We start from the raw sequence: 22714 nt of genomic DNA on the forward strand, positions 1-22714 counted from the left end.
AACCTGAAAAGCCTGTGTTCAGTTGCGCCCGTCCGGCAGATTAATCCGCGCGACTTGCTCGGCAATTGGATCGGTCGAGAGGGGGTGCACATCCGCGCTGTAGGACGCCGGATCACCCACTGGGTTCCACATCCCGTCACGGTAAACCTCAAGCCCCTTGAACTTGGCCTTATAGTCCATCTTCGGGCTGCCAGGGACCCAATAGCCCAGATAGACATAGGGCAGACCCAACTCGCGGGCGATGGCGATATGATCAAGGATCACGTAAGTGCCTAGCGACAGCTTGTCATTGGCCGGATCAAAGAACGAATAGACCATCGACAATCCGTCATCAAGGATATCGGTCAGGCATACGGCGGTCAGATCATCGGCTGTCGAATACTCAATCAGGCGGGACCGGATCGGGGTTTCCTCGACCATCGCTGCGAACTCGAACATATCCATATCAGCCATGCCGCCGGTTGCATGGCGACCATCAAGATATTCGCGGAACAATGCATATTGTTCCTCGGTTGCCCAAGGCGATGTCGCACGGCGATTCAAATGGGCGGCACGTTTGGCAACACGGCGCTGGCTGCGGCTGGGATCAAATTTCGACACGTCAATGCGGGCCGACATGCAGGCCGAACATTCGGCGCAAGACGGGCGGTAAAGTACATTCTGTGACCGACGAAACCCTTGTTTGGAAAGAGAATCGTTCAATTTCGTTGCCATGTCACCTTGCAATGCGGTGAACAATTTGCGCTCCATCCTGCCCTCAAGATAAGGGCAGGGTTGCGGGGCAGTTACATAGAACTGCGGGGCAATGGGCAGCGTGTGGCGCATAAGTCATCCGGTCAAATTCAAGAAAGCTTAACAATCTGTTCATCATCAGCCAAGCCCCTCGAATGTCGCATGCTTAATACGCTGAATTGATCGCCTCAGTGCCTAATAAATGGTCAGTCAGGCCCTGACCACGGGGGGTCACCAGCATCAGAACAACCGAGATCAGCTGCAGCGGGGCGACGGCGATGCTGATGGTGTAGCCCGCCGTATGGGCGAGTGCCAAACCAGAGGTCAACGGCGCACCGCGATGATCGCGAAAGCGGATGCCCATCAGGCGCATACCCCAGGTTGATGATCCACCTGCCAGCGTGAACCAGCGATAGATAAATCCGACGAAAAGCATCAGGGCCGGGAAGAAGAACAGCCCCGTAAATGCGGTGAACGGCAGGATCAGGGCGCAGAGCATCGCAATCAGGATGACATCAAAAACCCAGGCGATACCGCGTTTGATCGTGACACCGGCATAAAGCTGGGGATCAAAGTCACGGATTTCTGCGTAATCGGGCGACATGGTCATTTGGTTTCTCATTGATTGAAAAGAAGGGAAGGGTGGCCTGTTGGGGAAACAGGCCGCCCTATCTAGGCGAGCGTTTATGCAGTCGCTGGTCCGGTGTCGGTGTCATCAACGTCGGTCATCTTCTTTGCGCGATCGTCCATGAACTGGTCGAACTCTGCTTTGTCCTTGGCTTCGCGCAGACGCTTCAGGAAGGCCTCGAAGTTGTCTTGCTCTTCTTCCAGACGGCGCAGGGTTTCTGACTTGTATGCGTCAAACGCGCTGTTGCCAGAGGACTTGCCCATATGACGGGCGCGGGCGCGGGTCATGGATTTGCAGGAAGAATTGAACATGCGTTTGCTCCAGATCATATATGCAAGAAGGGCAAGGCCGATTGGCCAGACGAAGATAAAGCCGAGAACCATGGCGGCTATCCAGGCGCCTTTGCCACGCTCATCAAGCCAGGCTTCGGCACGGGCGAAAAACCCCGGTACGCGGTCCATAGCCATTGGGGACTGGGTTGTGGCGGTGTTCATGGTTAGGCTCCTTAACTATCTGTTTGCGGTTATGTGAATGTCTTTCACATCACAGATATCGTAGGAGCGGTGCTGATCTTCAAGGATAAATGTAAATGTTTTTTACATTTACTTTTATTATATAGTAAAATCAGTGGCTTGTGCGCCAGAAATTTTCTGAAGAACCTTTGGATTAATCGCAAAAATATGCCGCGGAGTGCCCGCAGCGGCGTATATCACATCAAATTCCGCCAATCTGGGATCAAAAAACGCCTCAATAGGGCTAAGATGACCGACAGGGGCCACACCGCCAATGGCAAAGCCCGTTTGCGCCCGGATCAGCGCCGCATTTGCCTTACCCAAAGCTTCACCTGCAACGGCGCTGGCTTTGACAGGCTCCACCTGATTGCCACCGGCGGTAACAAACAAAATGGCTTTGCCGCTGGATTGCCCGGCAAAGATCACTGATTTCGCGATCTGATCTAGCGCGCAACCCGCCGCATCTGCTGCCTGCTGTGCGGTCCGTGTTTCCGGGCCCAGTTCCAGTGGTGTAATATCAAGCCCGGCATCAGCCAGCGCTGCCATCACGCGTTTCAGACTTTTGCTCATAGTTATCCTGTCCTTTTTGGGTAGTCTACGGGCCCGATCCGCATTGACCAGAGGGCAAGTGCACCGCAGTGTGCGTGCATGTCTTTTACCGCGCGCCTGTCCCGTTCACCCACTCCTTACGATGCCGACAGGGCGGGCGACGTGCTGGCAGAATTTCTAGACCTCACGCCACCCATCGCCGACCTGATCGCAGGAACCGCCGGATGCAGCCCATACCTTGCGGATCTTTTGCGGCGCGAGGCAGCGTGGATTGTCCCGGCTCTTGATGACCCCGAAACTGCTATCGCTGATCTGCTGGCAGAAATACCGCAGACCGCATTGACGGATTTGCCCGGCTATCTGCGGTGCTGCAAGCGCCGTGTTGCCTTGCTTACGGGGCTGGCCGATCTGGGTGGGGTCTGGCCGCTGGAAACGGTGACGCAGTATCTGACAGATTTTGCCGATGCCGCAGTGCAGGCCGCGATCAGCCAATTGGTGGCAGCGGAGGTCGCGCGGGGAAAACTGCCCGCCGGGGGTGATCCGTCTGACGCGGGCGGGATGGTCGTGCTCGCCATGGGCAAAATGGGGGCGGGAGAGCTGAATTACTCTTCCGATATTGATCTGATCTGCCTGTTTGACGAAAGCCGTTTTGACCCCGACGACTATCATGATGTGCGCGCGGCCTTCATCCGCGTGACCCGCAAAATGACGGCGATCCTGTCGGATCAACGTGACGGCTATGTCTTTCGGACTGATCTGCGCTTGCGCCCCGACGCCTCGGTGACGCCGGTGTGTTTGTCGATGGAAGCAGCAGAACGGTACTACGAAAGCGTCGGGCGCACATGGGAACGGGCCGCATTCATCAAGGCGCGGGTCTGTGCGGGCGACAAAGCGGCCGGTACGCGATTTCTGGATACGCTGAAACCTTTCGTCTGGCGCAAACATCTGGATTTCGCCGCGATCCAGGACGCCCATGACATGCGTTTGAAAATCCGCAATCACAAGGGCCTGCACGGGCCACTGGTCCTTCAAGGGCACAACATCAAACTGGGGCGTGGCGGCATCCGCGAGATTGAGTTTTTCACCCAGACCCGACAATTGATCGCGGGCGGGCGGGACAAATCGCTGCGGGCGCGCGGCACGCATGCGGGCCTGCAAGCGCTGGCGGCTGCCGATTGGATCCCCCAGCAAACCGCCGAGAGCCTTTATGATCACTACCGTTACCACCGCGAGGTCGAACATCGGCTGCAAATGATCAACGATGCGCAAACCCAGACATTGCCCAGCGATGACGCGGGCTTTGCGCGTTTGGCGGCATTCATGGGATGCGATACAGCACAACTGCGCACTACTTTGGCCGATCGCATCGAAGATGTGCACACGCTGACTGAAGGATTTTTTGCCCCAGATGATCCCAGTGCCGACGATGCGCCAACCTGGGGGCAGGATGTCACGAACCGGTGGCACAGCTATCCCGCCCTGCGGTCTGCCCGAGCGACAGAGATTTTTGCGCGCATCACGCCAGAGATCATGGCGCGCCTGAAAGAAGCCGCAAAACCCGACGAAGCCTTGACCCAGTTTGACAGGTTTCTGGCGGGGCTACCTGCTGGCGTGCAGCTTTTTTCGCTGTTTGAGGCAAACCCTCAACTGACCCAACTGATCGTCGATATCTGTGCGACAGCACCTGCTTTGGCCCAACATCTGTCGCGCAATGCGGGCGTCTTGGATGCTGTGATTGGCGGTGCGTTCTTCGCTGATTGGCCGGGGACGGCGGCGTTACAGGCAGAGCTTGCGGCACTGTTGCAAGGGTACGATGACTACGAGGCGCAGCTTTTGGCAACCCGTCGCTGGGCCAAGGAATGGCACTTCCGGGTCGGTGTGCATTTTCTGCGCGGGTTGATCACAGCCGCGCAGACGGGCGTGCAATATGCAGATTTGGCGGAGGCGGTTGTCGCGGGGCTTTGGCCACATGTCGTGGCCGAATTTGCGCGCAAACATGGGCCCATGCCGGGCCGGGGGGCCACCGTCGTGGCGATGGGATCGCTTGGTGCACGTCGGCTGAACGCCATGTCTGATCTCGATTTGATCATGATCTATGATGCGCAAGGCCAAGAAGCCTCAGAAGGCCGACGTCCTTTGGCCACTCGCATGTATTTTGCGCGTCTAACGCAGGCTTTGGTCACAGCATTGACCGCACCGATGGCCGAAGGTCGGCTTTATGAAGTCGATATGCGGCTGCGTCCTTCGGGCCGTCAGGGGCCGGTGGCCACGTCTTGGACCGCTTTTCAGGACTATCAGCGCAATGAGGCGTGGACGTGGGAGCATCTGGCATTGACCCGCGCACGGCCGATTGCCGGGGATCAGGCGCTACAAGCAGAGGTCGAAGCGTTTCGGCAGGCGTTGATGCGGGAAAAGTCAGGCGGTGCCACGGTGTTGTCCGATGTAACGGATATGCGCCAAAGGATTGCCGCTGCCAAACCGGCGCAGGATGACTTTGATGCCAAAATTGGACCGGGGCGGTTGCAGGACATTGAGCTGTTTGCCCAGACCGTGGCGTTGCGCAGTGGCTCACCGCAAGGCGATGTGGCGGCACAACTGGCCGATGGTGTCGCGAATGGCTTGATTGATGCCGCTGATGCGCAGGCGCTGACGGACGCTGCGGCGCTCTTTTGGCAGTTGCAGGCATCACTGCGTTTGTTGGCAGATGGCGCCGCGGACATTGGACTTTTGGGCGAGGGAGCCATGCGTTTGATTTTGCGTGAAACAGGGTGCGACACGATCCAGACTTTGCAGGACCGATTGGTCACATCCCGGCAGCAGGCAGACATGCTGATCAGCACCGACTTGGGCGCGTCATGACGGGTGATGCTGTCTTTGACCCCAAGGGTCTGATCAGGGAAGCCTTCGCGATCGAGGATATTGGCGCGCCGGAGTGCCGCAGCATCTTTCTCGATTGGGCACTTGGACTGCCGGCGGGGCGAGACGCGCAAGATGAGGTGCGCGCGCTACTGGCGCATTATGGGCCGCTGCGTGCAGCAGATCACCCCATGGTGCAGACGTTGACTGCGGCCTTGGAAGACGCGCAACCAGCCCGCAGACGCGGTGGGCGAAACGGGAGGGTCCCCCCGGACCTCTAGCCTATAAACGGGATGAGCGTGATGGTGGAAAATTGCCCAAGATCAGGACCCATTGGTTTTACACCGTCACTGGCGTCATCACGAAATATCAGTGATTGCGTTGTGCGGGGCTATTGTTTTTGCCGGGCATGTCGCGCACGCCGCTTGCCCGTAGAAAAACTATGGCCGACGCAGCGCAAACCACTAATATTTCTGAAAACGCCGTCCTTCAGGTTTGATGGATTGGCCCCGTGGACATCACCGCAAAGCCTTGAAATAGAACCACTATTCTTGCGGCTTTGCGCCTCGCCACGGACCCAATCTGACAAACTGACGGCGCGAATTTAATGGATCCTGACCCTAAAACAGAACAACTATTCCTGCGGCTATGCGCCTCGCCGCAGGACCAGTCTGTCAAACGACAGTGCAAAATGTATGAGTCATCAAGCTAAAGGCGGGATGATAACCTGACTATTGATCGTGGGTTGTTAAAAATTCTCCCACATTGCCTCGGCGGTATTCCCTTTGGCCTTTGGTCGCGGCGGGGATGGGGGCGGTGACGTCTCAGCTTGATGGGTGTTGGCGATTGCATCCTCTAGCGTCGCCATCTGCGCGCTTTGGGGTGCGGAGGCGCGTGTGCCGCCAGACATTTGAAATTGACCTACCAGATCATGTAGTTTGCCAGTTTCCTGAACGAGCGCATCACCACGCGACATGGATTCCTGCACCATAGCTGCATTTTGCTGGGTTGCCTGATCAAGCTGGTTCACCCCGATGTTGATTTCCGACAGCCCGATTGATTGCTCTTCTGCGCTTGTCGCGATCTCGGTTGTCATCAAGGCAATGGCATCCACCTGCGTGATAACTTCTGACAACGCCTCGCCGGCATTTCCGACAAGTTGTGTGCCTTGCTGCACGTGATGGGTACTGTTGGCAATCAGTTCGGAAATCTCCTTCGCGGCCTCGGCGGAACGCTGGGCGAGAGCACGGACTTCTGATGCGACCACGGCAAAGCCTTTGCCTGACTCGCCCGCGCGTGCCGCCTCGACGCCGGCATTCAGAGCCAGCAGGTTTGTTTGAAATGCGATATCATCAATGACGCCGATGACTTGGGTGATTTGTTTGGATGATTCTTCAATTTCGTCCATCGCGCTCACGGCTTGGGCCACGATTTCACCGTTCTTAGTTGCCTCTGAACGCGCCTTTTTGACTGATGTATCCACCGATTTGGCATGTTCCGCAGCGGACCGAATACTGGCGGTCAGCTGATCCAGTGCAGCGGCGGTCTGTTCGAGTGTTGCCGCCTGATTCTCCGTGCGTTGCGACAGCTCCGATGTCGCGGCTTGCGTGGCTGCCGTGGTGCCACCGATATGTGCGGTTGTTGTAGCCACTTTGCTGAGAGTTTCCTGAAGTGCAGCAACGGTCTGATTAAAGTTGATCCGCAGCTGCTCATATTCCGGCGCGAATTCTTGTGCGATTTGCGTCGTCAGGTTGCCTTTTGCAAGTTCGGCAAGTTCGCTTTGCATCGTTTTGACGACCGCATCTTGTTCCATGCGCAGCTTTGCACGTTCCGCCGAGGCCTCGTTCCGTTCGATTTGCGCCGTTCGAAACACTGTCAAAGCGCGCGCCATGCGCCCTAACTCATGTTTGTGCTCGCTTCCCGTTATTGTGACGTCAAGATCACCTGCCGCAAGCCGATCGGTCGTATCTGCAAGCTGTTCTACCGATCGCGAAATCCAACGCGCGACCAACACTGAGGCAAGTACTGCCATAATGGCCGACAGAATACCGACTGTCGGGATGACGGTTTGAAGTCGGGACACGATTGAGGCCCCCATCGGGCCCAGTTCATGTTGTCGCGCCAGCAGGTCATCACCCAACGCATCAAAGCCGCTTTCAATCTCGGGGCCTAGCCGGTCCAACACATTTTCTTGCCATTGCGTAACGGATGCGGTGATTTGCGCAAACTGATTGATGGCGTCGCCGTAACCTGTACTTGCCGTCTGGAGTGCGGTGACCTGCTGTGCAAGGAGCCCCGTTGCCGTCAGTGATCGCAACGGGCTTAGCGTTCCTTCAAAATCCGCAAAGAGGCTATTGAATCTGTCAATGTCTTCGATCGTGCCCGACAAGGCAACTTGCTTGCTTTGCACAACCGCAGAAAGTGCAGTCTGCAATGTACGTCCTGCAGCGGCTACAAGCGGCGGATTCCCGTTCTGAACAGCCCTTTCGAAAACCAGATTGGCTGCTTCCTTGATCGCGATTGCCTGCGCTTGGTTGGCCTCCTGCAACACGGTCGCTTCACCCAGTTCGTCAGCCATGGACTGAAAACCGGTTTGGTATTCATCCGCAAGTCCGAACAGCCGCTCTAACTCTGCCTGACGCGCAGGTTCATCAGCGAAACCAGATGTCAGATCAGTGTTATCAAAAACTTCATTTATGTTTGAAGTCACCTGATCACGATCAACCGGGTCGGCTGTGGCGCGATATTTCAAGGCGGCGAGCCTTGCTTCTATGATGTCTTCTTGCCCGGCTGCGACAGCGTAGAATTGACGCGCTCTATCCCGGTACTCGGTATAGCCTTGACCAAGTTGTCCTACCGAGCGATGGGAAAACGCCGCCAGCCCCACGATCATCGCGGTCAGAATAAGAAAGCCTAATCCGACTCGCCTTGAAATTGGCCATGCGTCCAGCATTGCGCGCTCCCTCAGAGTTATCACCCCGAGGCTTACGGATGGAATGCTAATAGTTGATGAAAACTGGACAGTTTTAGCTGAGTTTGGCCGCTTCTGCCGCAAGCGCGGTGATTCCGGCCCAATCACCGGCCAAAACCTTGTCTTTGGGCGCCACCCAAGAGCCGCCGACGCACAACGTGTTGGACAACGCCAGATAGTCGCGCGCGTTTTTCAGGCTGACCCCGCCGGTCGGGCAGAATTTCACTTGTGGGATCGGTGCGCCAATCGCTTTTAGTGCAGCTGCGCCGCCATTGGCCTCGGCGGGGAAGAATTTTTGCACGGTATAGCCGCGTTCCAGCAGGCGCATCGCCTCTGATGCGGTGGCGGTGCCGGGCAGCAGGGGCAGGTCGTTGGCTTCGCAGGCGTCAAGCAACAGGTCGGTAGCCCCGGGGGAGACACCGAAAGTGGCCCCTGCGGCCTTGGCGTCTTCGACGTCTTTGGGGGTCAGCAGCGTGCCCGCGCCGACAACGCCACCCGGGACTGCCGCCATTTCGCGGATCGCATCCAGGGCCGCAGGCGTGCGCAATGTGACTTCAAGCGCGGGCAGGCCACCGGCGACCAATGCGCGGGCCAAGTCGGCGGCGATGCTTGCGTCATCGACGACAAGGACAGGCACCACAGGGGCCATAAGGCAGACTTTGGCGGCAGCGGTAGAGGCGTCTTGAGGGGTCATTTCGTGATCCTTGGGTGCGGTGCGCGGGGCCGATATTGGAGCCTCCGGCGGAAGTTTGATTGGACGAAGAAAGAGGTGGGGTCAGACGACGACACCTGCGCCTTCGGCTGCGAGGCCCACGTTTTGGCGGAAGACTTCAAAGAGTTCGCGTCCTACGCCTGTGCCATTGCCGGACAGGTCTGCAGTGGCGGGTGTGCGGGTCGACAAGTCCACGCCTTTGACTTCGATTGTGCCGGTGGTCGCATCCAGTCGGATGATATCACCGTCCCGGATTAGCGCGATGGGTCCGTGATCAGCGGCTTCCGGGCAAACGTGGATGGCGGATGGGACTTTGCCGGATGCACCGGACATCCGCCCGTCGGTGACAAGTGCGACCTTGAGGCCGCGATCCTGAAGGACGGCCAGTGTCGGGGTTAACCCGTGCAATTCCGGCATGCCATTGGATTTGGGCCCTTGGAAGCGCACGACGATGATCGTGTCTTCGGTCAACTCGCCAGCTTTGAATGCCTCTTTGACCGCATCTTGCGTGTGGAAGATGCGGGCAGGGGCCTCAACGATGTGCCGCTCTGGGGCGACGGCAGAGGTCTTAATGACGCCCCGACCAAGGTTGCCTGCCAGTTGTGTCAGGCCACCGGTGGCTTGGAACGGGTCGGATGCCGGGCGCAGGATCTTGTCATTCTGCGTCTCGCCTGCACCGGCCACATACTGCACGCGACCATCCGCGAGTTTGGGTTCCTGAGCATAGAGGTTCAGCCCGGCACCGGCGACGGTTTTGACGTCGTCATGCAAAAGACCGGCGTTCAGCAGTTCACCAATCATATAGCTCAGACCACCGGCAGCGTGGAAATGGTTCACATCTGCCAATCCGTTTGGATAAACCTTGGCCATCAGAGGGGTAACGGCGGACAGATCGCTGAAGTCCTCAAGATCGAGCATGATACCGGCTGCTTTCGCCATTGCGGGCAGGTGTATGACAAGGTTTGTGGACCCACCTGTCGCCATCAGGCCGACCAGACCGTTCACAAAGGCCTTTTCATCAAGGATATCGCAAACCGGGGTGTAGTCGTTGCCAAGGGCTGTGATTTCCAGCGCGCGTTCGGTTGCAGCGGTGGTTAGCGCATCGCGCAAGGGGGTTCCGGGATTGACGAAAGATGCACCCGGCAGGTGGAGCCCCATGAACTCCATCAGCATCTGGTTGCTGTTGGCGGTGCCGTAGAACGTGCAGGTGCCTGGGCCGTGGTAGCTGGCCATTTCGGCCTTCATCAGTTCTTCGCGGCCGACGTTGCCTTTGGCGAATTCCTGACGCACGCGGGCTTTTTCGTCATTGGGCAAGCCTGAAACCATCGGACCTGCGGGCATGAAGATGCCGGGGATATAGCCAAAGGTCGCGGCGGCCATGACCAGACCGGGCACGATCTTGTCGCAGACGCCGAGGTAGACAGCGCTATCAAACACGTTGTGCGACAGGCCAACACCGGCGGCCAATGCAATCACGTCGCGTGAAAAGAGCGACAGTTCCATGCCTGTCTGGCCTTGGGTAACACCATCACACATCGCTGGCACGCCACCTGCGACCTGGGCCGTACCGCCTGCGGCGCGGGCGGCTTTGCGGATCAAATCAGGGTAGGTCTCAAACGGTTGATGGGCCGAAAGCATGTCGTTGTAGGCGGTGATGATCCCGATATTGGGGGTGTGCCCATCGGTGAGTTTCGTCTTGTCGTCACCCATGGCGGCATAGGCGTGGGCCTGATTGCCGCAGGTCAGGTGCGACCGGCGCGGCCCTTCGGCGGCGGCGCGGGCCATCGTGTCCATATATTTCTTGCGCGGACCCTCAGAGCGGGCACGAATACGGTCAGTGACTTCGGCGATTTTGGGGTGGAGCGGCATGGCGTCCTCGGCTGGCTGTGCGTTGGCGCAATTGTATCATACACCGTTAGCGCTAACAAGTGGGCGAAATTGACATTTTTCCGCCGCATCAAAAGCGATCTTGGGATTTATTAACACCGCAACCGCGTGCTAGATACGCGTTGAAAAAGAAAGAGTTGGCTTACGATATGCATAGACGGACCTTTATTGCCTCAATCGCTCTGCTTGGTCTGGCGGGCTGTGGAAGCGCACTGACACCGCAAAGTGCACCGCGCCCTGTCATGGCACGGTCTTACGATCTGCGCGGGATGAACTTTGCGGCATTGCCTGATCTGGAGGTCTCTGAGAGTGAGCGGTTCTATCCGGCAGCGGATATCGTTTGGCGTGGTGATCCACCGGGGCCGCGGTTGCCGCAAATCGAACAGCTGTTTCAGGATGCAGCGGCCCGCAATCGGACCGTCCTGACAGGGGATGTGCCGATTGCCATAGATGTGACGCTGGTGCGGTTTCACGGGGTGACGAACCGGACGCGTTATACGGTGGGCGGTGTTTACAATATCGTCTTTGACCTGACCATCCGCGATGCGACCACCGGCGCCGTCATTGAACCGACCCGACGCGTCGTCGGCAATCTGGATGCACCCGGCGGCGAGCGTGCTGTTCGGTTAGAGGATGCAGGGCAAACACAAAAGGTCCGCGTCACTGATTTCCTGACGGGGTTGCTGCGCGCGCAATTGGTTTAGCAGCGGCCCTTTCCAGCAGCACCCAGAGCGGGTAGGAGGCGGGTATGACTGATATTTCCCCTCTCGCCGCCATGCCCATCGTTCGACTGATCCCCAAGGCCGAGGCCCGCGCCATTCGCCACGGCTTTCCTTGGGTCTATGCCAACGAGTTGGTGACTGACCGGCGCACGCGCAACCTGACCCCCGGCACGATTGCCCGGTTGGAAGACGCTAATAGGGTGCCGATGGGCACTGTCACGGTGAACCCCGCCTCCAAGATCATTTGCCGGATGCTGGATCAAGATCCTGATGCGGTGATTGATCAAAGCTGGTTTGCGGCGCGTCTTATGCGCGCTCTGGCGCATCGGGCGCGGCTCTATGATGCCCCGTATTATCGCTTGGTCCATGCCGAGGCTGATGGTCTGCCCGGCGTGATTATCGACCGCTTTGGTGATCTGGCGGTGATCCAGCCCAATGCGGCCTGGGCCGATATGCTGATCGGGCCCTTGGTTGCGGCACTGCAGGACGTCACGGGTGTGACGACCGTCGTGATGAATGGCACGGGGCGGGCGCGCACGTTAGAAGGGCTTGAAGAGAAAACCGAAGTACTGGTGGGCGATGCCCCTGACGGCCCGGTCCCTGTGCCGATGAATGGCGCTACCTATATGGCTGACGTGATGGGCGGGCAGAAAACCGGGCTGTTTTTTGATCAGCGCCCCAATCATGCATTTGCAGCGCGCTTGTCGAAAGGCGGGCGGGTGCTGGACATGTTTAGCCACGTGGGCGGCTTTGGCTTGGCCGCTTTGGCGGCTAACGCGGCATCCGTTTTGGCTGTGGATGGGTCGGCGCCAGCGTTGGCACTGGCCGAACAAGGTGCTGCTGCGATGAAGGTCTCGGACCGCTTTGCGACCCGTAAGGGTGATGCATTTGATGTGCTGACCGCCTTGGCCGAAGAAGGCGAGACCTTTGATGTAGTTGTCTGCGATCCGCCAGCATTTGCGCCCTCAAAGCCGACGCTTGAAGCAGGTTTGCGCGCTTATGAACGTATCGCACGGCTTGCGGCGCCCTTGGTTGCTGATGGCGGCTATCTGATTTTATGTTCATGCTCGCATGCCGCTGATTTGACGCGGTTCCGCAATGCCTGTGCACGCGGCATCGGACGCGGCGGGCGGCGCGGGCAGATTATTCAGACTGGCTTTGCCGGGCCTGATCATCCTTTGCTGCCGCATCTGGCCGAAAGTGGCTATCTGAAAGCGCTGACATTTCGCCTATGAGGGTGATGATCGACGCCTGTGTGCTGTATCCCACCGTGATGCGGGAGGTCGTGTTGGGCTGTGCCAAGGCAGGGTTGTTTGAAGCCCGCTGGTCTGCGCGTATCTTGGAAGAATGGGCCCGGGCGGCCGGTAAGTTGGGACCCGCAGAAGAGGTCTGGGCGCGCGGTGAAATTGCGGCGCTGGGTGCAGTGTTTCCGCAGGCGATGGTAACCTATGACGCTGCACAAGAGCGGCAGTTCTGGCTGCCGGACCCGGCGGATATTCATGTGCTGACGGCAGCAGTTGTGGGGTCATGCGACGGAATTCTGACCATGAACGCGAAGGATTTTCCCAGGAATATACTGGGAGACGAGGCGTTGCTGCGCTGGGATCCTGACGGGTTTGTGCGGCTTCTCTTGGACGAGGCCCCGGATCAGGTTCGGGGCGTGGCGGATGCCGTTTTGGCCGAAGCCAACCGGCTGTCAGAACAACCTTGGACAATGCGGGCGTTGATGAAGAAGGCGCGCATGCCACGGTTTGGCAAGGCCTTGGAGGCTTAGCGCATAACAATCGGCGCTGTGCCGTTTGAAAGATCAAGAGCCTCCGGCGGGAATTCATCAGGCAAGATGATGAACGGGGTCCGTACGCCTAGCCTACGTTCCACTTTGCTTCATTGGCCTCTATTGCGGCGATCCGTTGGGGTGTTTTGGGATGGCTCATCATCCAGGCGGGTGTCGTTGCACCCCGCGCGCCCGTCAGTGTTTCCAGCTTTTTGAACAGCGACTTTTGCGGTTCTGTCCCAATACCCGCTTTCACGAGCAGGGCAGAGGCATAGGCGTCTGCTTCAAACTCATCACTGCGCGACATACGCGCGGCAAGCAGGCTCATCAATGCGTTAGCAATCCACGGGCCCACCCCAGGGATAAAGCGGCTCAGGATCATTGCAAGCGCTGTGCGCATCGCGTTTTGACCCGAGAAATCAATCATGCGTCGGCGCGAATGACCCAAGGCCACATGGCCCATTTCATGCGCAATGACGGTGGCCATTTCTTCGGAACTGACTTCGCCCGCGCGATACTTGTTGAAAAACCCACGGGTGATAAAGATGCGCCCATCAGGGGCGGCCAGCCCGTTGACCGGTTCAATCTCATAGATATGCACCTTGATCCGGTCGATATCGAGCGCCTTGGCCATGCGGTCCATCAGAACCTTCAGGATCGGATCAGCCAGTTCGGTTGAATTGGTGTCAAGCTCGCGCTTGGTGCGCCAGACCGAGAAACGGTACATGGCCAGACCGTAAAGAACGGCAAGCAGGATGGGCATCAGCTTAATCATAACTGGGATATGGGTGTTGCTGGGTGTTTCTCAAGGTTTTGGGGCGGGTGCGCGTCCGAAAGTCACAACCGGGCCCCGCAGGGCGGGCCCATCTTGCCGCAGCAATTGCAAACTAGCGCCGGACAAACCCATCTGATGTCAGGTTCAGCATACCAAGATCAAACCCCATTTGCAAAAGCGTGCTTTGCCGAACATGGCTGCCAACGGCCTGCAATTGGGCGGCATTGCCTTCGCGCAACCCCTGTTCGACGGCACCATCAATTAAGATCATTCGGACCAGCATGTCGTCGGCGATCTGCTGAAGTCCCGCGCTTGAGTTCCGATTGCTCATCTGGCTACCTGCCAGCGTGCGGTGGATCTGTGTTTGCAGCCCGCGCACCTGTGCCCGGCTGGGGCGCCCGGATTGATGCACAGCCCCCCAATTGACGGCCCAAAAGGCTGTGACGACATCGCCAAGATCATCCATATCCAGCCCATAGGCGCGAAAGGTCTGCCGGGTTTCACCGAACATATCGCGCGTGGCAAAGACCTGTGCCAGTGCGGCACCTTCAGCGGCGTCTATTCTGCGGGCGCGATCAATGTAGGTTTTGACAACGCCGACCCTGACGGAATGATCAACCGTGTAGCGGATCGGGGTGTATTGTTGGGCCCTGTCGGCAGGGGCGACCCAGTCTTCGGTCTCTGTATTGCGACTGGCGATATTGGCGGATTTTCCTATTGCGGCGTTGACTGCGGCGGTGCCGGCGATGTTGGTCCCAGCCATGTTAGAACTGTTGAACATATCCATGTATTGGGCATGTGCAGGGGTTTGTGCGCTGGCAAAAATCACGGCTGCGGCAAGTAAGGTGTTGAAATTATTTAGGTTCATTTGGTTACCTCGACATACGATCAAACAATAAGGCCTTCAGGCTAATCCAGCGCAACATCAAGTAAACAGCTTTTGAAGCCGCTCTGATCGAAAGGCGCAATTTCGCCAATTTCTCAGGCGTGTCGAACACCGGTCCAAAGGGCCTGCTGAAGCTCTGGTGGTTGGTCCGGGAATAACTGGCGGGGCAAAGGCGTATTTCGAATGTGAACGCGTTATTTCTTGAAGGGATTAGATGATGCAATGGGGCAAGACGACATTGATTATCATGGCCATATTTGGCCTTGCAGCCTGCGACCCGACCGTCAGCAGAGGCATGAACCCAGAGGTTCATTTTTCTTCGACTGTCCCTGTTCTGTCGGAAAGTGAGGCCGCTTTCGCAGCGCCGCCAGGCGGATACGACAGATAGGGTCTTGCGCTGCGTGTTCAGCGCCCCAGCGTCTTCATCCCCGTTTCAATCCCGGCCAGGGTCATCGGAACCATACGATCCGTGCCAAAAATTTCTTGGATCATCTGGATTGACTGCGTGTAGGGCCAATAGCGTTCCTCCAGCGGATTGATCCACAGATGGTTGGGCCATTGATCGCGGGCGCGTTCCAGCCACGTTTGGCCTGCTTCTTCGTTCCAATGTTCATTTGCGCCGCCTTTGAAGGCGATTTCGTAGGGTGACATGCTGGCGTCACCTACAAAGATGCATTTGTAGTCGGGACCATAGGTGCGCAGCACGTCCCACGTGGGGGTCTGCGCGTTCCAGCGGCGGCGGTTGTCCTTCCAAACGCCTTCGTAAAGGCAGTTATGGAAGTAGAAGTATTCGAAGTGCTTGAATTCGGATTTGGCGGCGCTGAACAGTTCTTCCACCACTTTGATATGCGGGTCCATTGAGCCGCCGATATCAAGGAATAGTAGCACTTTGACAGCATTGCGCCGTTCGGGCCGTGTTTGCACATCCAAGTACCCATGTTCGGCGGTGGCCCGGATGGTGCCGTTGAGGTCTAACTCCTCATGCGCGCCGTCACGCGCCCAACGGCGCAGACGTTTCAGCGCGACTTTGATGTTGCGGGTGCCCAGTTCGACCGTGTCATCAAGGTTCTTGAACTCACGTTTGTCCCAGACCTTCACCGCGCGCTGGTGCCGGCTTTCCTTCTGGCCGATCCGCACGCCTTCGGGGTTGTAACCATAGGCGCCGAAAGGGGATGTGCCGGCGGTGCCGACCCATTTATTGCCACCCTGATGGCGGCCTTTCTGCTCTTCGAGCCGCTTTTTGAGCGTCTCCATCAGCTTGTCAAAGCCACCCAACGCCTCAATCTCGGCTTTCTCTGCATCGCTTAGGTGCTTTTCTGCCAGCTTTTCCAGCCATTCAGCGGGAATATCGACGGCGTTCATCACCGCTTCAGCGGGGATCGCATCCAGCCCTTCAAAGGTTGCCGCAAATGCGCGGTCGAACTTATCAAGGTGGCGTTCATCTTTGACCATGGTGGTGCGGGCCAGAAAGTAGAAGGCTTCGACATCATAGATAGCCAACCCCGCTTTCATGCCTTCCAGAAACGACAAGAACTCGCGCAGGCTGACGGGCACCCCGTTGCTGCGCAGATTGTCAAAGAAGGGCAGAAACATCGCGTCAGGTCAGGGCACGTTGCAGGAAGATCAGTATGAATATGCCGATCACACCGAAGATGATCGCAAAGACAGCCCCCCATTGCAGCATGTCCTTGCCTTTGCCGCCACGGGCCTTGGCACGCCATGCGCCAAATATTGCACCGATAATAAGACCAGAAAGAGGGATCATGTGGGCGGGCCTTTACAAGCTGGGCGGAATTTGCGGTACCAGTGACGCGATTTCATTAAGCCGGTCAATGACCTCATCGCGATTGCCAAAGCCATAAAGCGCCCATCCCAGACTGTCCAGACGCAGGGCCATCGCTTCCTCGGTATCGCCTTTGAGATCAAGGGCTTCGGCTTTGAACATCATTAGCAAGGACATCAGGGCGGCGTTTTCGTGGGTGCGGGCGATGTCGATGGCCGGATCGGTGATCGCAATCGTCGCCTCGGCATCGCGTGAGATCAGCGTGAATGCGGCCAGTTGCACCGCGATATGGGCGGAATGAATGTTCGTCACTGGGGTTTGCCCATAGGCGCGACCAGCGGCGTTGAAGGCACCCAAGGCCAGCGTTGCATCATTGCCAATTTGCAGGCGGCCATAGGCATAGTTTGCAAACCCTTCGCGCGGGCCGGTCCAGCCTTGTGACTGTCCGATGGCAATGGCACGGGCGGCGGCCTGACGGCGACGGTTTTCTGACACCCCATTGCCCAAGGCGGTTGTCATCGCGTCAATCCACCGACGCGACGTGGTCGATGGGATCTGCCCGCCACGCCGTTCACCGCGCGGGTTCAGGCGTGCCAGTAGGCGCGGCAGCCGTTCCGCCACTTGCTGTTCGGTCATGCCACTTTGCAGTTGCGGGGCGTAATAGGCGCGCAGGATCAGCATATCAAAGCCGGTCAACACCGCATGGATATTGTCGTCGTTGAAAACGGAGTCGGGCAGGCGGTACAGGTCATTCAGTGGCCCCAGCGCTTGCGCCAGTTCCTCGTGCAGGCAATCGCGGATTTCTTGTGGTGTCACGTCGGAGGGAATGAAAATCCCAACCTTCTCGCGCTGTCGCAGCGTCGCCCAATCCAGCGTGGGGGTGTTACGGGCCGCACGCAGTGCGCGCCAGCTTTGCACGCGGGGGACCACGAAACAGGCAGCATTGGGAGCGACACGTTGCAAAGTGCGGCTTGGCACCGCCTCAATCACGATGTTGGCGTCTTCTTCATCGGTGAAATTGATGTCGATGCGCGCTTCTGACCGCAACCTTTTCAACAAGTCTGACAGGTCATCGAGTGATGTCTGGCTCATCCGGCCTGTCACCCGCACACTGATCGGCCCTTCAAACCGGGTCAGCACAGGCAGGGCGCGCCCGCTTTCCATTCGAAACGCAAGATCCGTGAAATCCAGTGCGATCTCGGAATTGGGTCGGGTTGCCCGCCCAGGGCTTTCCCCGGCAAAGCGCTGCATTTCAGGAAATTCCAGCCGGATCGGGTCAGGCCCGGCCGGTGGTTGTGCACAGGCCGCCACAAAAGCCAATGCGAGGACAGCAAAATGCTTCATGCGGATCTCTGATACTTGATGAAGTTGGTTAGCTGACCCACGCGATCATAAAGCTGACGGCCCGTGTAATTGTCGTCCTGGGTCAGCCAGTAGACTGACGGTGCGCCCGCTGTATCTGCGGCTTCATAGACAGCCTCAATCAGTTTGCGCCCAATACCAGTGCCGCGCACCGCCGGGTCGGCATAAAGGTCTTGCAGATAACAGACGTTTTCAATGCGCCAGCCATGGCGATGAAACACATAGTGGACAAGACCGACAAGCTTGCCATCAACCTCGGCCACCAGCCCATGAAAGTCCTGTGGGTCATCGCCCAGAAGACGCGCAAAACTGCTGGTATAAACGGCCTCAGGTACGCTGGAGTTGTAGAATTCCAGATAGGCAGTCCAAAGCCTGCGCCAATCGGCTTCGTCTGCGGCACGCAAAGGGCGGATCGTTACGGGAGGAGTGGCGGTCATGCGTGTATGCTCGTGTTTTATGTTAGGTCAGACCATAGCTGTGTTTGCGCGCAGGACCAGTCAATTAGCTGTGGGGGCCATATGCAAACCACAATTGTAACTCAGAAACGATGCATGGTCCGTCTTTGTCTTGCAGGTCTTGCCTTTACCCTGGGTCTGGTCAGCCCGGCCATGGCGCAACCCTTCAGCAAAAGCATGGCCGAATGCGCCGGGATTTATGCCTTTGGGCGCGATTACGTTCAAAGTGATGATGTGGTGTATCTTCTGGAGTTTGGCCAAGCAAAGTGGATGAATGCTGCCATCATACAGGCGCAAGGCGAAGGGGTTTCGAACCCCGCGGCCCATGTCGATGCCGCAATGAAAGCGAAATACGATGAATGGCAAGGTCGCGGCGTGCTGGTGGTTCTGAGCGAAGATTTCGGCGACTGGCGCGACTACTGCCGCGCATTTGGGGCGGCACAGGGGATTGAGCTGAACCCGACCTCGCGCTGATCGCCTTTCGATGATTAAAAAGGGACGCTTGCACGGGCTTTCATAAATCCATAACTTTCAATCAATAGGAGAGTTGTGTGACCAGTATTCGCCACCGTGGCATCAAGGTGATCATCGACACGACAGAGGTCGCGGAACTTGAGATCGCGGGATATCAAATTACCGATGCTGATCTTGATCTTATCACTAAGAACCTCACGCAATCGACGTTTTCGCCACGTGATCGCGTGGTGGGGCCGGTGCGCATAAGGCTTTTGAAAGGGTATGATGTTATGTTCCTTGTTGGTCGCGAAGGAGCAAATGTCGTCATCACAATTGGGTCAATTCGCCCACCTGACCCGAATGAGCCAACCGAGGACGCATTGAAAAGACTGGGCATATTGGCTACGTTGCGAGGAGCAAGCGGAATATGAGCCAAAGGTCGCTAGGAAATGATAACGTCATGACACCAGATGCATTCATGGATTTATCACGTGATGCGCAGCTAAAGGCAGCGATCAACGGGCTTGCGCAAGCAACCGTGGGGCAAGCGCTGTTGTGTGATCAAAAGGACAAACTGACCACCGCGATAGGTGATCTTGAACGTTCGGTTGCGCGCAAGCGCAGTAAGGTCAAGCGCGAAACACTCGCCGCTTCTGCGCAAAGCAAGAGAAAGCCAGCCTACCGCTGACCCCGTGCCATAAACGCCAGCCGTTCAAACAAGTGCACGTCCTGTTCGTTTTTCAACAGCGCACCATGTAGTTTCGGCAAGGCATTGGCTCCATCACGTTTGAGGTCGTCTGCGGACAGATCCTCGGCCAGTAGCAGTTTGAGCCAATCCAGCACCTCGGAGGTTGATGGCTTTTTCTTCAAGCCAGCCGTTTCGCGCAACTCATAGAATTGCGTCAGTGCAGCTGTCAGCAACTGATCCTTGATGCCCGGATGATGCACCTCGACGATCTTGCGCATGGTTTCGACATCCGGGAACCGAATGTAGTGGAAAAAGCAGCGGCGCAGAAACGCGTCAGGCAGTTCTTTTTCGTTGTTGGAGGTGATGATGACGATAGGGCGATGGACAGCCTTGACTGTCTCGCCCGTCTCATAAACATGAAACTCCATCCGATCCAATTCCTGTAACAGATCGTTCGGGAATTCGATGTCGGCCTTGTCGATTTCATCAATCAACAGAACAACCTTGCCGTCTGCACCGAAGGCCTGCCACAGCTTGCCCTGTTTGATGTAGTTGGCTACGTCATGCACGCGCGCATCGCCTAACTGGCTGTCGCGTAATCGGCTGACTGCGTCATACTCATACAGCCCTTGCTGCGCCTTGGTTGTGGACTTGATATGCCACTCAATCATAGGCAGATTCAGCGACGCGCTCACCTGACGCGCCAGTTCGGTCTTGCCGGTGCCGGGTTCGCCCTTAACCAGTAGCGGACGCTCCAAAGTCACGGCCGCATTGACGGCCATCTTCAGATCGTCAGTGGCGACATATGTGTCGGTCCCGGTGAATTGCATGATCACAAACCCTTTGATTTTCATGCGCAACTTAGCAGGTCGGCAAGGATCATCAACACCCCGCGATTGGGACAAAAAGGGGGGGTGACAGCACGCAACCAAGGGAGTAAACCCGGCCCAAATTCGGGTGAGGGCAGCCGCATCTTTTGCTACGCGGTGACCAGAGTGAAAGGGATTGACGATGAAGGCCGAAGTGTTTCTTGCAGATGACTATCGCCCAGCTGACGACGAACCGTTTATGAACGAAAAGCAGACCGAGTATTTCCGCCGGAAATTGCTGAACTGGAAATCCGAACTGATGGAAGATAGCCGCGACACCGTCGCTGGCATGAAAGATCAAACCCGCAATATACCAGATGTTGCTGATCGCGCATCCGAAGAAACCGACCGGTCATTGGAACTGCGCACCCGTGATCGTCAGCGCAAGCTGGTCACGAAAATCGACGCGGCCTTGCGCCGGATCGACGAAGGCGAATACGGCTACTGCGAAAAAACCGGCGAGCCTATTTCGCTCAAACGTCTGGACGCACGCCCCATCGCCACGATGAGCCTTGAGGCGCAAGAGCGTCACGAGCGCCGCGAAAAGGTCCACCGGGACGACTGATATGGGCACCACCCAAGGCCGCGATATAGCCATCATCGGCGGCGGCATTGGTGGATTGACCGCAGCCCTTGCCTTTGCGCGCCATAACGCAAAAGTCACCGTTTACGAACAAGCGCCCGCACTGACAGAGGTTGGTGCCGGGCTGCAAATCACCCCCAATGGTGCGCGCGCCCTCAACGCGCTGGGCATTCACAACGACTTGGCCGCAGCAGGTGTGACCGCGCAGGCGGTGGTGCCGATGGATGTGGTGGCAAGTCGCGAGATCACCCGCTTTGACCTGACCGGCCAGACCCCGCCTTATCGGTTCTATCATCGCGCAGCACTGATCGACATTCTGGCGCGTGCCTGCGAAGCCGCCGGTGTCACAGTCAAGCTTGGTGCGCGAATTGCCGATTTGAACGCAGATGGCAGTTTCACAGCAGGTGGTGAGGTAATACGCCCCGCGATGACCATCGGCGCAGACGGGCTGCATTCTGTCGTGCGCGGGCTGATCAACAAACCCGCCAAACCGTTCTTCACCGGCCAGGTCGCGTGGCGCGCGGTGATCAAGTCCGACAAAGCAGATCCGGTTGCCCGCATCTGGATGGCACCCGGGCGGCATATGGTGACCTATCCGTTGTCTGGCGGGCGGCTGAATATCGTGGCAGTGCAAGAACGCAGCCAGTGGGCCGACGAAGGCTGGAACCACGCCGATGATCCCGGCAACCTGCGGATGGCGTTCGCAGATTGCGGGTGGGAGGTGAAGAGCATTCTTGGGGAGGTCGAGCAGGTGAACCTCTGGGGCCTGTTCCGGCATCCGGTTGCCGAAAAGTGGCACGCCGGATCCGTTGCGATCCTTGGCGATGCCGCCCATCCAACGCTGCCGTTTCTGGCGCAAGGGGCCAACCTCGCGATTGAGGATGCCTATGTTTTGGCGCGCTCATGTGATGAGGCCGCGTCACTGGACGCAGGCCTGCAAGACTACCAAAGCAAGCGACGCGCGCGGGTCGTGCGCGCGATTGAGGCGGCCAATAAGAACGCGAAAAACTACCACCTCAGTGGCGTGCAGCGCAGTGTCGCCCATACCGGATTGCGCGTGATGGGTAAGTTTGCGCCAAGCGCGTTTCTAAACAGGCTGGGCTGGCTTTACGATCACGATGTGACGGCGTGACCAACCGACTGCCCGCACTTGCTGGATTTCCATTTCATTAAACTGAACGCAAAAGTCGCCGTGTTTGCCGCAACAATGCCTCTAGATATCACGATTGTTTCCGGTTTGTGCCCCGTTTTCGGCAAAGTACAGCAGTAATCATAACTCATGGTCGTTGTTGATTTTCAGAAGTATGCGCAAAAACAAGCCACGCAGCCGCAGGCGGGCTTTGTGGCGAACGCAGATATGGTTCTGGCAATTTCGATCCGGTGCACGACCCTGTCGATGGCATTCAGGCGTCCTGTCGGTGCGGTCAATGATACTTTGAAAGTGGCTTCACGCCCATTGCTGACACGCGGTTAGCAGCCCGTAGGGCAGGCATGTAAGTCATTCATGTATCGAC

25 protein-coding genes are annotated in these 22714 nt (G+C 57.5%); 11 read left to right on the plus strand and 14 right to left on the minus strand.

Annotated features, from left to right (window positions below; translation table 11 throughout):
- Positions 1–18: 18 nt before the first annotated feature.
- The 4 genes from MWU60_RS01690 to MWU60_RS01705 form a co-directional block, all read right to left on the minus strand.
- Positions 19–825 carry an arginyltransferase gene (locus MWU60_RS01690; RefSeq protein ID WP_247225313.1) on the minus strand — a complete coding sequence of 269 codons (807 nt, stop codon included), beginning with the start codon at positions 823–825 and terminating at the stop codon, positions 19–21.
- Positions 826–898: 73 nt separating this feature from the next.
- Positions 899–1342 carry an RDD family protein gene (locus MWU60_RS01695; RefSeq protein ID WP_247225314.1) on the minus strand — a complete coding sequence of 148 codons (444 nt, stop codon included), beginning with the start codon at positions 1340–1342 and terminating at the stop codon, positions 899–901.
- A gap of 74 nt (positions 1343–1416) precedes the next feature.
- Complete coding sequence (locus MWU60_RS01700; RefSeq protein ID WP_247225315.1) at positions 1417–1854, minus strand: DUF2852 domain-containing protein; 438 nt, start codon at positions 1852–1854, stop codon at positions 1417–1419.
- A gap of 117 nt (positions 1855–1971) precedes the next feature.
- Positions 1972–2442, minus strand: coding sequence for a YbaK/EbsC family protein (locus MWU60_RS01705; protein WP_247225316.1), 471 nt, complete (start codon positions 2440–2442; stop codon positions 1972–1974).
- 78 nt (positions 2443–2520) lie between these two features.
- Between MWU60_RS01705 and MWU60_RS01710 the strand changes: the two genes are divergently transcribed.
- Positions 2521–5280 (plus strand): glutamine-synthetase adenylyltransferase, encoded by a 2760-nt coding sequence (locus MWU60_RS01710; protein ID WP_247225317.1) that lies wholly within the window; start codon positions 2521–2523, stop codon positions 5278–5280.
- A complete protein-coding gene (locus MWU60_RS01715; RefSeq protein ID WP_247225318.1) occupies positions 5277–5558 on the plus strand; it encodes a hypothetical protein in 282 nt (93 codons plus the stop codon). Before MWU60_RS01710 ends, MWU60_RS01715 begins: the two co-directional genes overlap by 4 nt.
- Before the next feature lie 467 nt (positions 5559–6025).
- Here the strand turns inward: MWU60_RS01715 and MWU60_RS01720 are convergent, their stop codons facing one another.
- From MWU60_RS01720 to edd, 3 genes are all read right to left on the minus strand, one after another.
- The gene (locus MWU60_RS01720; protein ID WP_247225319.1) at positions 6026–8230 is read right to left on the minus strand and encodes a methyl-accepting chemotaxis protein; all 2205 of its coding nucleotides are present in this window, start codon (positions 8228–8230) and stop codon (positions 6026–6028) included.
- Positions 8231–8303: 73 nt separating this feature from the next.
- Positions 8304–8942, minus strand: coding sequence for a bifunctional 4-hydroxy-2-oxoglutarate aldolase/2-dehydro-3-deoxy-phosphogluconate aldolase (gene eda, locus MWU60_RS01725; RefSeq protein ID WP_247225320.1), 639 nt, complete (start codon positions 8940–8942; stop codon positions 8304–8306).
- 81 nt (positions 8943–9023) lie between these two features.
- Positions 9024–10829 (minus strand): phosphogluconate dehydratase, encoded by a 1806-nt coding sequence (edd, locus tag MWU60_RS01730; RefSeq protein ID WP_247225321.1) that lies wholly within the window; start codon positions 10827–10829, stop codon positions 9024–9026.
- Positions 10830–10996: 167 nt separating this feature from the next.
- Here edd and MWU60_RS01735 point away from each other — a divergent pair, with 167 nt between their 5' ends.
- The 3 genes from MWU60_RS01735 to MWU60_RS01745 are packed head-to-tail and all read left to right on the plus strand — an operon-like array spanning position 10997 to position 13343.
- A complete protein-coding gene (locus MWU60_RS01735) occupies positions 10997–11551 on the plus strand; it encodes a DUF6778 family protein (RefSeq protein WP_247225322.1) in 555 nt (184 codons plus the stop codon).
- Between the two features lie 44 nt (positions 11552–11595).
- Positions 11596–12804: a class I SAM-dependent rRNA methyltransferase gene (locus tag MWU60_RS01740; RefSeq protein ID WP_247225323.1), complete on the plus strand. Its 1209-nt coding sequence runs from the start codon at positions 11596–11598 to the stop codon at positions 12802–12804.
- The gene (locus MWU60_RS01745) at positions 12801–13343 is read left to right on the plus strand and encodes a PIN domain-containing protein (RefSeq protein ID WP_247225324.1); all 543 of its coding nucleotides are present in this window, start codon (positions 12801–12803) and stop codon (positions 13341–13343) included. Before MWU60_RS01740 ends, MWU60_RS01745 begins: the two co-directional genes overlap by 4 nt.
- 88 nt (positions 13344–13431) lie before the next feature.
- Here MWU60_RS01745 and MWU60_RS01750 read toward each other — a convergent pair whose 3' ends face one another.
- The 6 genes from MWU60_RS01750 to MWU60_RS01775 form a co-directional block, all read right to left on the minus strand.
- Positions 13432–14118, minus strand: coding sequence for a M48 family metallopeptidase (locus MWU60_RS01750; RefSeq protein WP_247225325.1), 687 nt, complete (start codon positions 14116–14118; stop codon positions 13432–13434).
- A 112-nt stretch (positions 14119–14230) separates the two neighbouring features.
- Positions 14231–14986, minus strand: a complete 756-nt coding sequence (locus tag MWU60_RS01755) for a DUF6683 family protein (protein WP_247225326.1) — start codon at positions 14984–14986, stop codon at positions 14231–14233.
- A 423-nt stretch (positions 14987–15409) separates the two neighbouring features.
- Positions 15410–16597 carry a VWA domain-containing protein gene (locus tag MWU60_RS01760; RefSeq protein WP_247225327.1) on the minus strand — a complete coding sequence of 396 codons (1188 nt, stop codon included), beginning with the start codon at positions 16595–16597 and terminating at the stop codon, positions 15410–15412.
- 4 nt (positions 16598–16601) lie between these two features.
- Positions 16602–16769: a hypothetical protein gene (locus MWU60_RS01765; RefSeq protein ID WP_247225328.1), complete on the minus strand. Its 168-nt coding sequence runs from the start codon at positions 16767–16769 to the stop codon at positions 16602–16604.
- A gap of 12 nt (positions 16770–16781) precedes the next feature.
- Positions 16782–18131, minus strand: coding sequence for a DUF2927 domain-containing protein (locus tag MWU60_RS01770; RefSeq protein WP_247225329.1), 1350 nt, complete (start codon positions 18129–18131; stop codon positions 16782–16784).
- The gene (locus tag MWU60_RS01775; RefSeq protein ID WP_348644668.1) at positions 18128–18607 is read right to left on the minus strand and encodes a GNAT family N-acetyltransferase; all 480 of its coding nucleotides are present in this window, start codon (positions 18605–18607) and stop codon (positions 18128–18130) included. The genes MWU60_RS01770 and MWU60_RS01775 overlap by 4 nt, the downstream gene beginning before the upstream one ends.
- 93 nt (positions 18608–18700) lie before the next feature.
- Between MWU60_RS01775 and MWU60_RS01780 the strand changes: the two genes are divergently transcribed.
- The 3 genes from MWU60_RS01780 (at position 18701) to MWU60_RS01790 (ending at position 19748) form a co-directional block, all read left to right on the plus strand.
- Positions 18701–19078 carry a hypothetical protein gene (locus MWU60_RS01780; protein ID WP_247225331.1) on the plus strand — a complete coding sequence of 126 codons (378 nt, stop codon included), beginning with the start codon at positions 18701–18703 and terminating at the stop codon, positions 19076–19078.
- Between the two features lie 77 nt (positions 19079–19155).
- Positions 19156–19491, plus strand: a complete 336-nt coding sequence (locus MWU60_RS01785) for a hypothetical protein (RefSeq protein WP_247225332.1) — start codon at positions 19156–19158, stop codon at positions 19489–19491.
- Positions 19492–19520: 29 nt separating this feature from the next.
- A complete protein-coding gene (locus MWU60_RS01790) occupies positions 19521–19748 on the plus strand; it encodes a hypothetical protein (RefSeq protein ID WP_247225333.1) in 228 nt (75 codons plus the stop codon).
- On the opposite strand, the gene MWU60_RS01795 is transcribed toward MWU60_RS01790, so the two are convergent.
- Positions 19739–20578: a MoxR family ATPase gene (locus MWU60_RS01795; protein WP_247226135.1), complete on the minus strand. Its 840-nt coding sequence runs from the start codon at positions 20576–20578 to the stop codon at positions 19739–19741. The two genes, MWU60_RS01790 and MWU60_RS01795, sit on opposite strands and share 10 nt — an antisense overlap.
- A 181-nt stretch (positions 20579–20759) precedes the next feature.
- Between MWU60_RS01795 and dksA the strand changes: the two genes are divergently transcribed.
- From dksA to MWU60_RS01810, 3 genes are all read left to right on the plus strand, one after another.
- Complete coding sequence (gene dksA, locus MWU60_RS01800) at positions 20760–21182, plus strand: RNA polymerase-binding protein DksA (RefSeq protein ID WP_247225334.1); 423 nt, start codon at positions 20760–20762, stop codon at positions 21180–21182.
- Position 21183: 1 nt separating this feature from the next.
- Positions 21184–22332, plus strand: a complete 1149-nt coding sequence (locus tag MWU60_RS01805; protein ID WP_247225335.1) for an FAD-dependent monooxygenase — start codon at positions 21184–21186, stop codon at positions 22330–22332.
- Positions 22333–22479: 147 nt separating this feature from the next.
- Positions 22480–22674, plus strand: coding sequence for a hypothetical protein (locus MWU60_RS01810; RefSeq protein ID WP_247225336.1), 195 nt, complete (start codon positions 22480–22482; stop codon positions 22672–22674).
- The last annotated feature ends 40 nt before the right edge of the window (positions 22675–22714 follow it).

This window comes from Yoonia sp. F2084L, from assembly GCF_023015625.1.
GTDB lineage: Bacteria > Pseudomonadota > Alphaproteobacteria > Rhodobacterales > Rhodobacteraceae > Yoonia.

Excerpts from the sequence above, each read along its gene's own strand:
- MWU60_RS01690 (WP_247225313.1), bottom strand. The coding sequence starts at position 825 with ATGCGCCACACGCTGCCCATTGCCCCGCAGTTCTATGTAACTGCCCCG.
- MWU60_RS01695 (WP_247225314.1), bottom strand. The coding sequence starts at position 1,342 with ATGACCATGTCGCCCGATTACGCAGAAATCCGTGACTTTGATCCCCAG.
- MWU60_RS01700 (WP_247225315.1), bottom strand. The coding sequence starts at position 1,854 with ATGAACACCGCCACAACCCAGTCCCCAATGGCTATGGACCGCGTACCG.
- MWU60_RS01705 (WP_247225316.1), bottom strand. The coding sequence starts at position 2,442 with ATGAGCAAAAGTCTGAAACGCGTGATGGCAGCGCTGGCTGATGCCGGG.
- MWU60_RS01710 (WP_247225317.1), top strand. The coding sequence starts at position 2,521 with ATGTCTTTTACCGCGCGCCTGTCCCGTTCACCCACTCCTTACGATGCC.
- MWU60_RS01715 (WP_247225318.1), top strand. The coding sequence starts at position 5,277 with ATGACGGGTGATGCTGTCTTTGACCCCAAGGGTCTGATCAGGGAAGCC.
- MWU60_RS01720 (WP_247225319.1), bottom strand. The coding sequence starts at position 8,230 with ATGCTGGACGCATGGCCAATTTCAAGGCGAGTCGGATTAGGCTTTCTT.
- eda (WP_247225320.1), bottom strand. The coding sequence starts at position 8,942 with ATGACCCCTCAAGACGCCTCTACCGCTGCCGCCAAAGTCTGCCTTATG.
- edd (WP_247225321.1), bottom strand. The coding sequence starts at position 10,829 with ATGCCGCTCCACCCCAAAATCGCCGAAGTCACTGACCGTATTCGTGCC.
- MWU60_RS01735 (WP_247225322.1), top strand. The coding sequence starts at position 10,997 with ATGCATAGACGGACCTTTATTGCCTCAATCGCTCTGCTTGGTCTGGCG.
- MWU60_RS01740 (WP_247225323.1), top strand. The coding sequence starts at position 11,596 with ATGACTGATATTTCCCCTCTCGCCGCCATGCCCATCGTTCGACTGATC.
- MWU60_RS01745 (WP_247225324.1), top strand. The coding sequence starts at position 12,801 with ATGAGGGTGATGATCGACGCCTGTGTGCTGTATCCCACCGTGATGCGG.
- MWU60_RS01750 (WP_247225325.1), bottom strand. The coding sequence starts at position 14,118 with ATGATTAAGCTGATGCCCATCCTGCTTGCCGTTCTTTACGGTCTGGCC.
- MWU60_RS01755 (WP_247225326.1), bottom strand. The coding sequence starts at position 14,986 with ATGAACCTAAATAATTTCAACACCTTACTTGCCGCAGCCGTGATTTTT.
- MWU60_RS01760 (WP_247225327.1), bottom strand. The coding sequence starts at position 16,597 with ATGTTTCTGCCCTTCTTTGACAATCTGCGCAGCAACGGGGTGCCCGTC.
- MWU60_RS01765 (WP_247225328.1), bottom strand. The coding sequence starts at position 16,769 with ATGATCCCTCTTTCTGGTCTTATTATCGGTGCAATATTTGGCGCATGG.
- MWU60_RS01770 (WP_247225329.1), bottom strand. The coding sequence starts at position 18,131 with ATGAAGCATTTTGCTGTCCTCGCATTGGCTTTTGTGGCGGCCTGTGCA.
- MWU60_RS01780 (WP_247225331.1), top strand. The coding sequence starts at position 18,701 with ATGGTCCGTCTTTGTCTTGCAGGTCTTGCCTTTACCCTGGGTCTGGTC.
- MWU60_RS01790 (WP_247225333.1), top strand. The coding sequence starts at position 19,521 with ATGACACCAGATGCATTCATGGATTTATCACGTGATGCGCAGCTAAAG.
- MWU60_RS01795 (WP_247226135.1), bottom strand. The coding sequence starts at position 20,578 with ATGCAATTCACCGGGACCGACACATATGTCGCCACTGACGATCTGAAG.
- dksA (WP_247225334.1), top strand. The coding sequence starts at position 20,760 with ATGAAGGCCGAAGTGTTTCTTGCAGATGACTATCGCCCAGCTGACGAC.
- MWU60_RS01805 (WP_247225335.1), top strand. The coding sequence starts at position 21,184 with ATGGGCACCACCCAAGGCCGCGATATAGCCATCATCGGCGGCGGCATT.
- MWU60_RS01810 (WP_247225336.1), top strand. The coding sequence starts at position 22,480 with ATGGTCGTTGTTGATTTTCAGAAGTATGCGCAAAAACAAGCCACGCAG.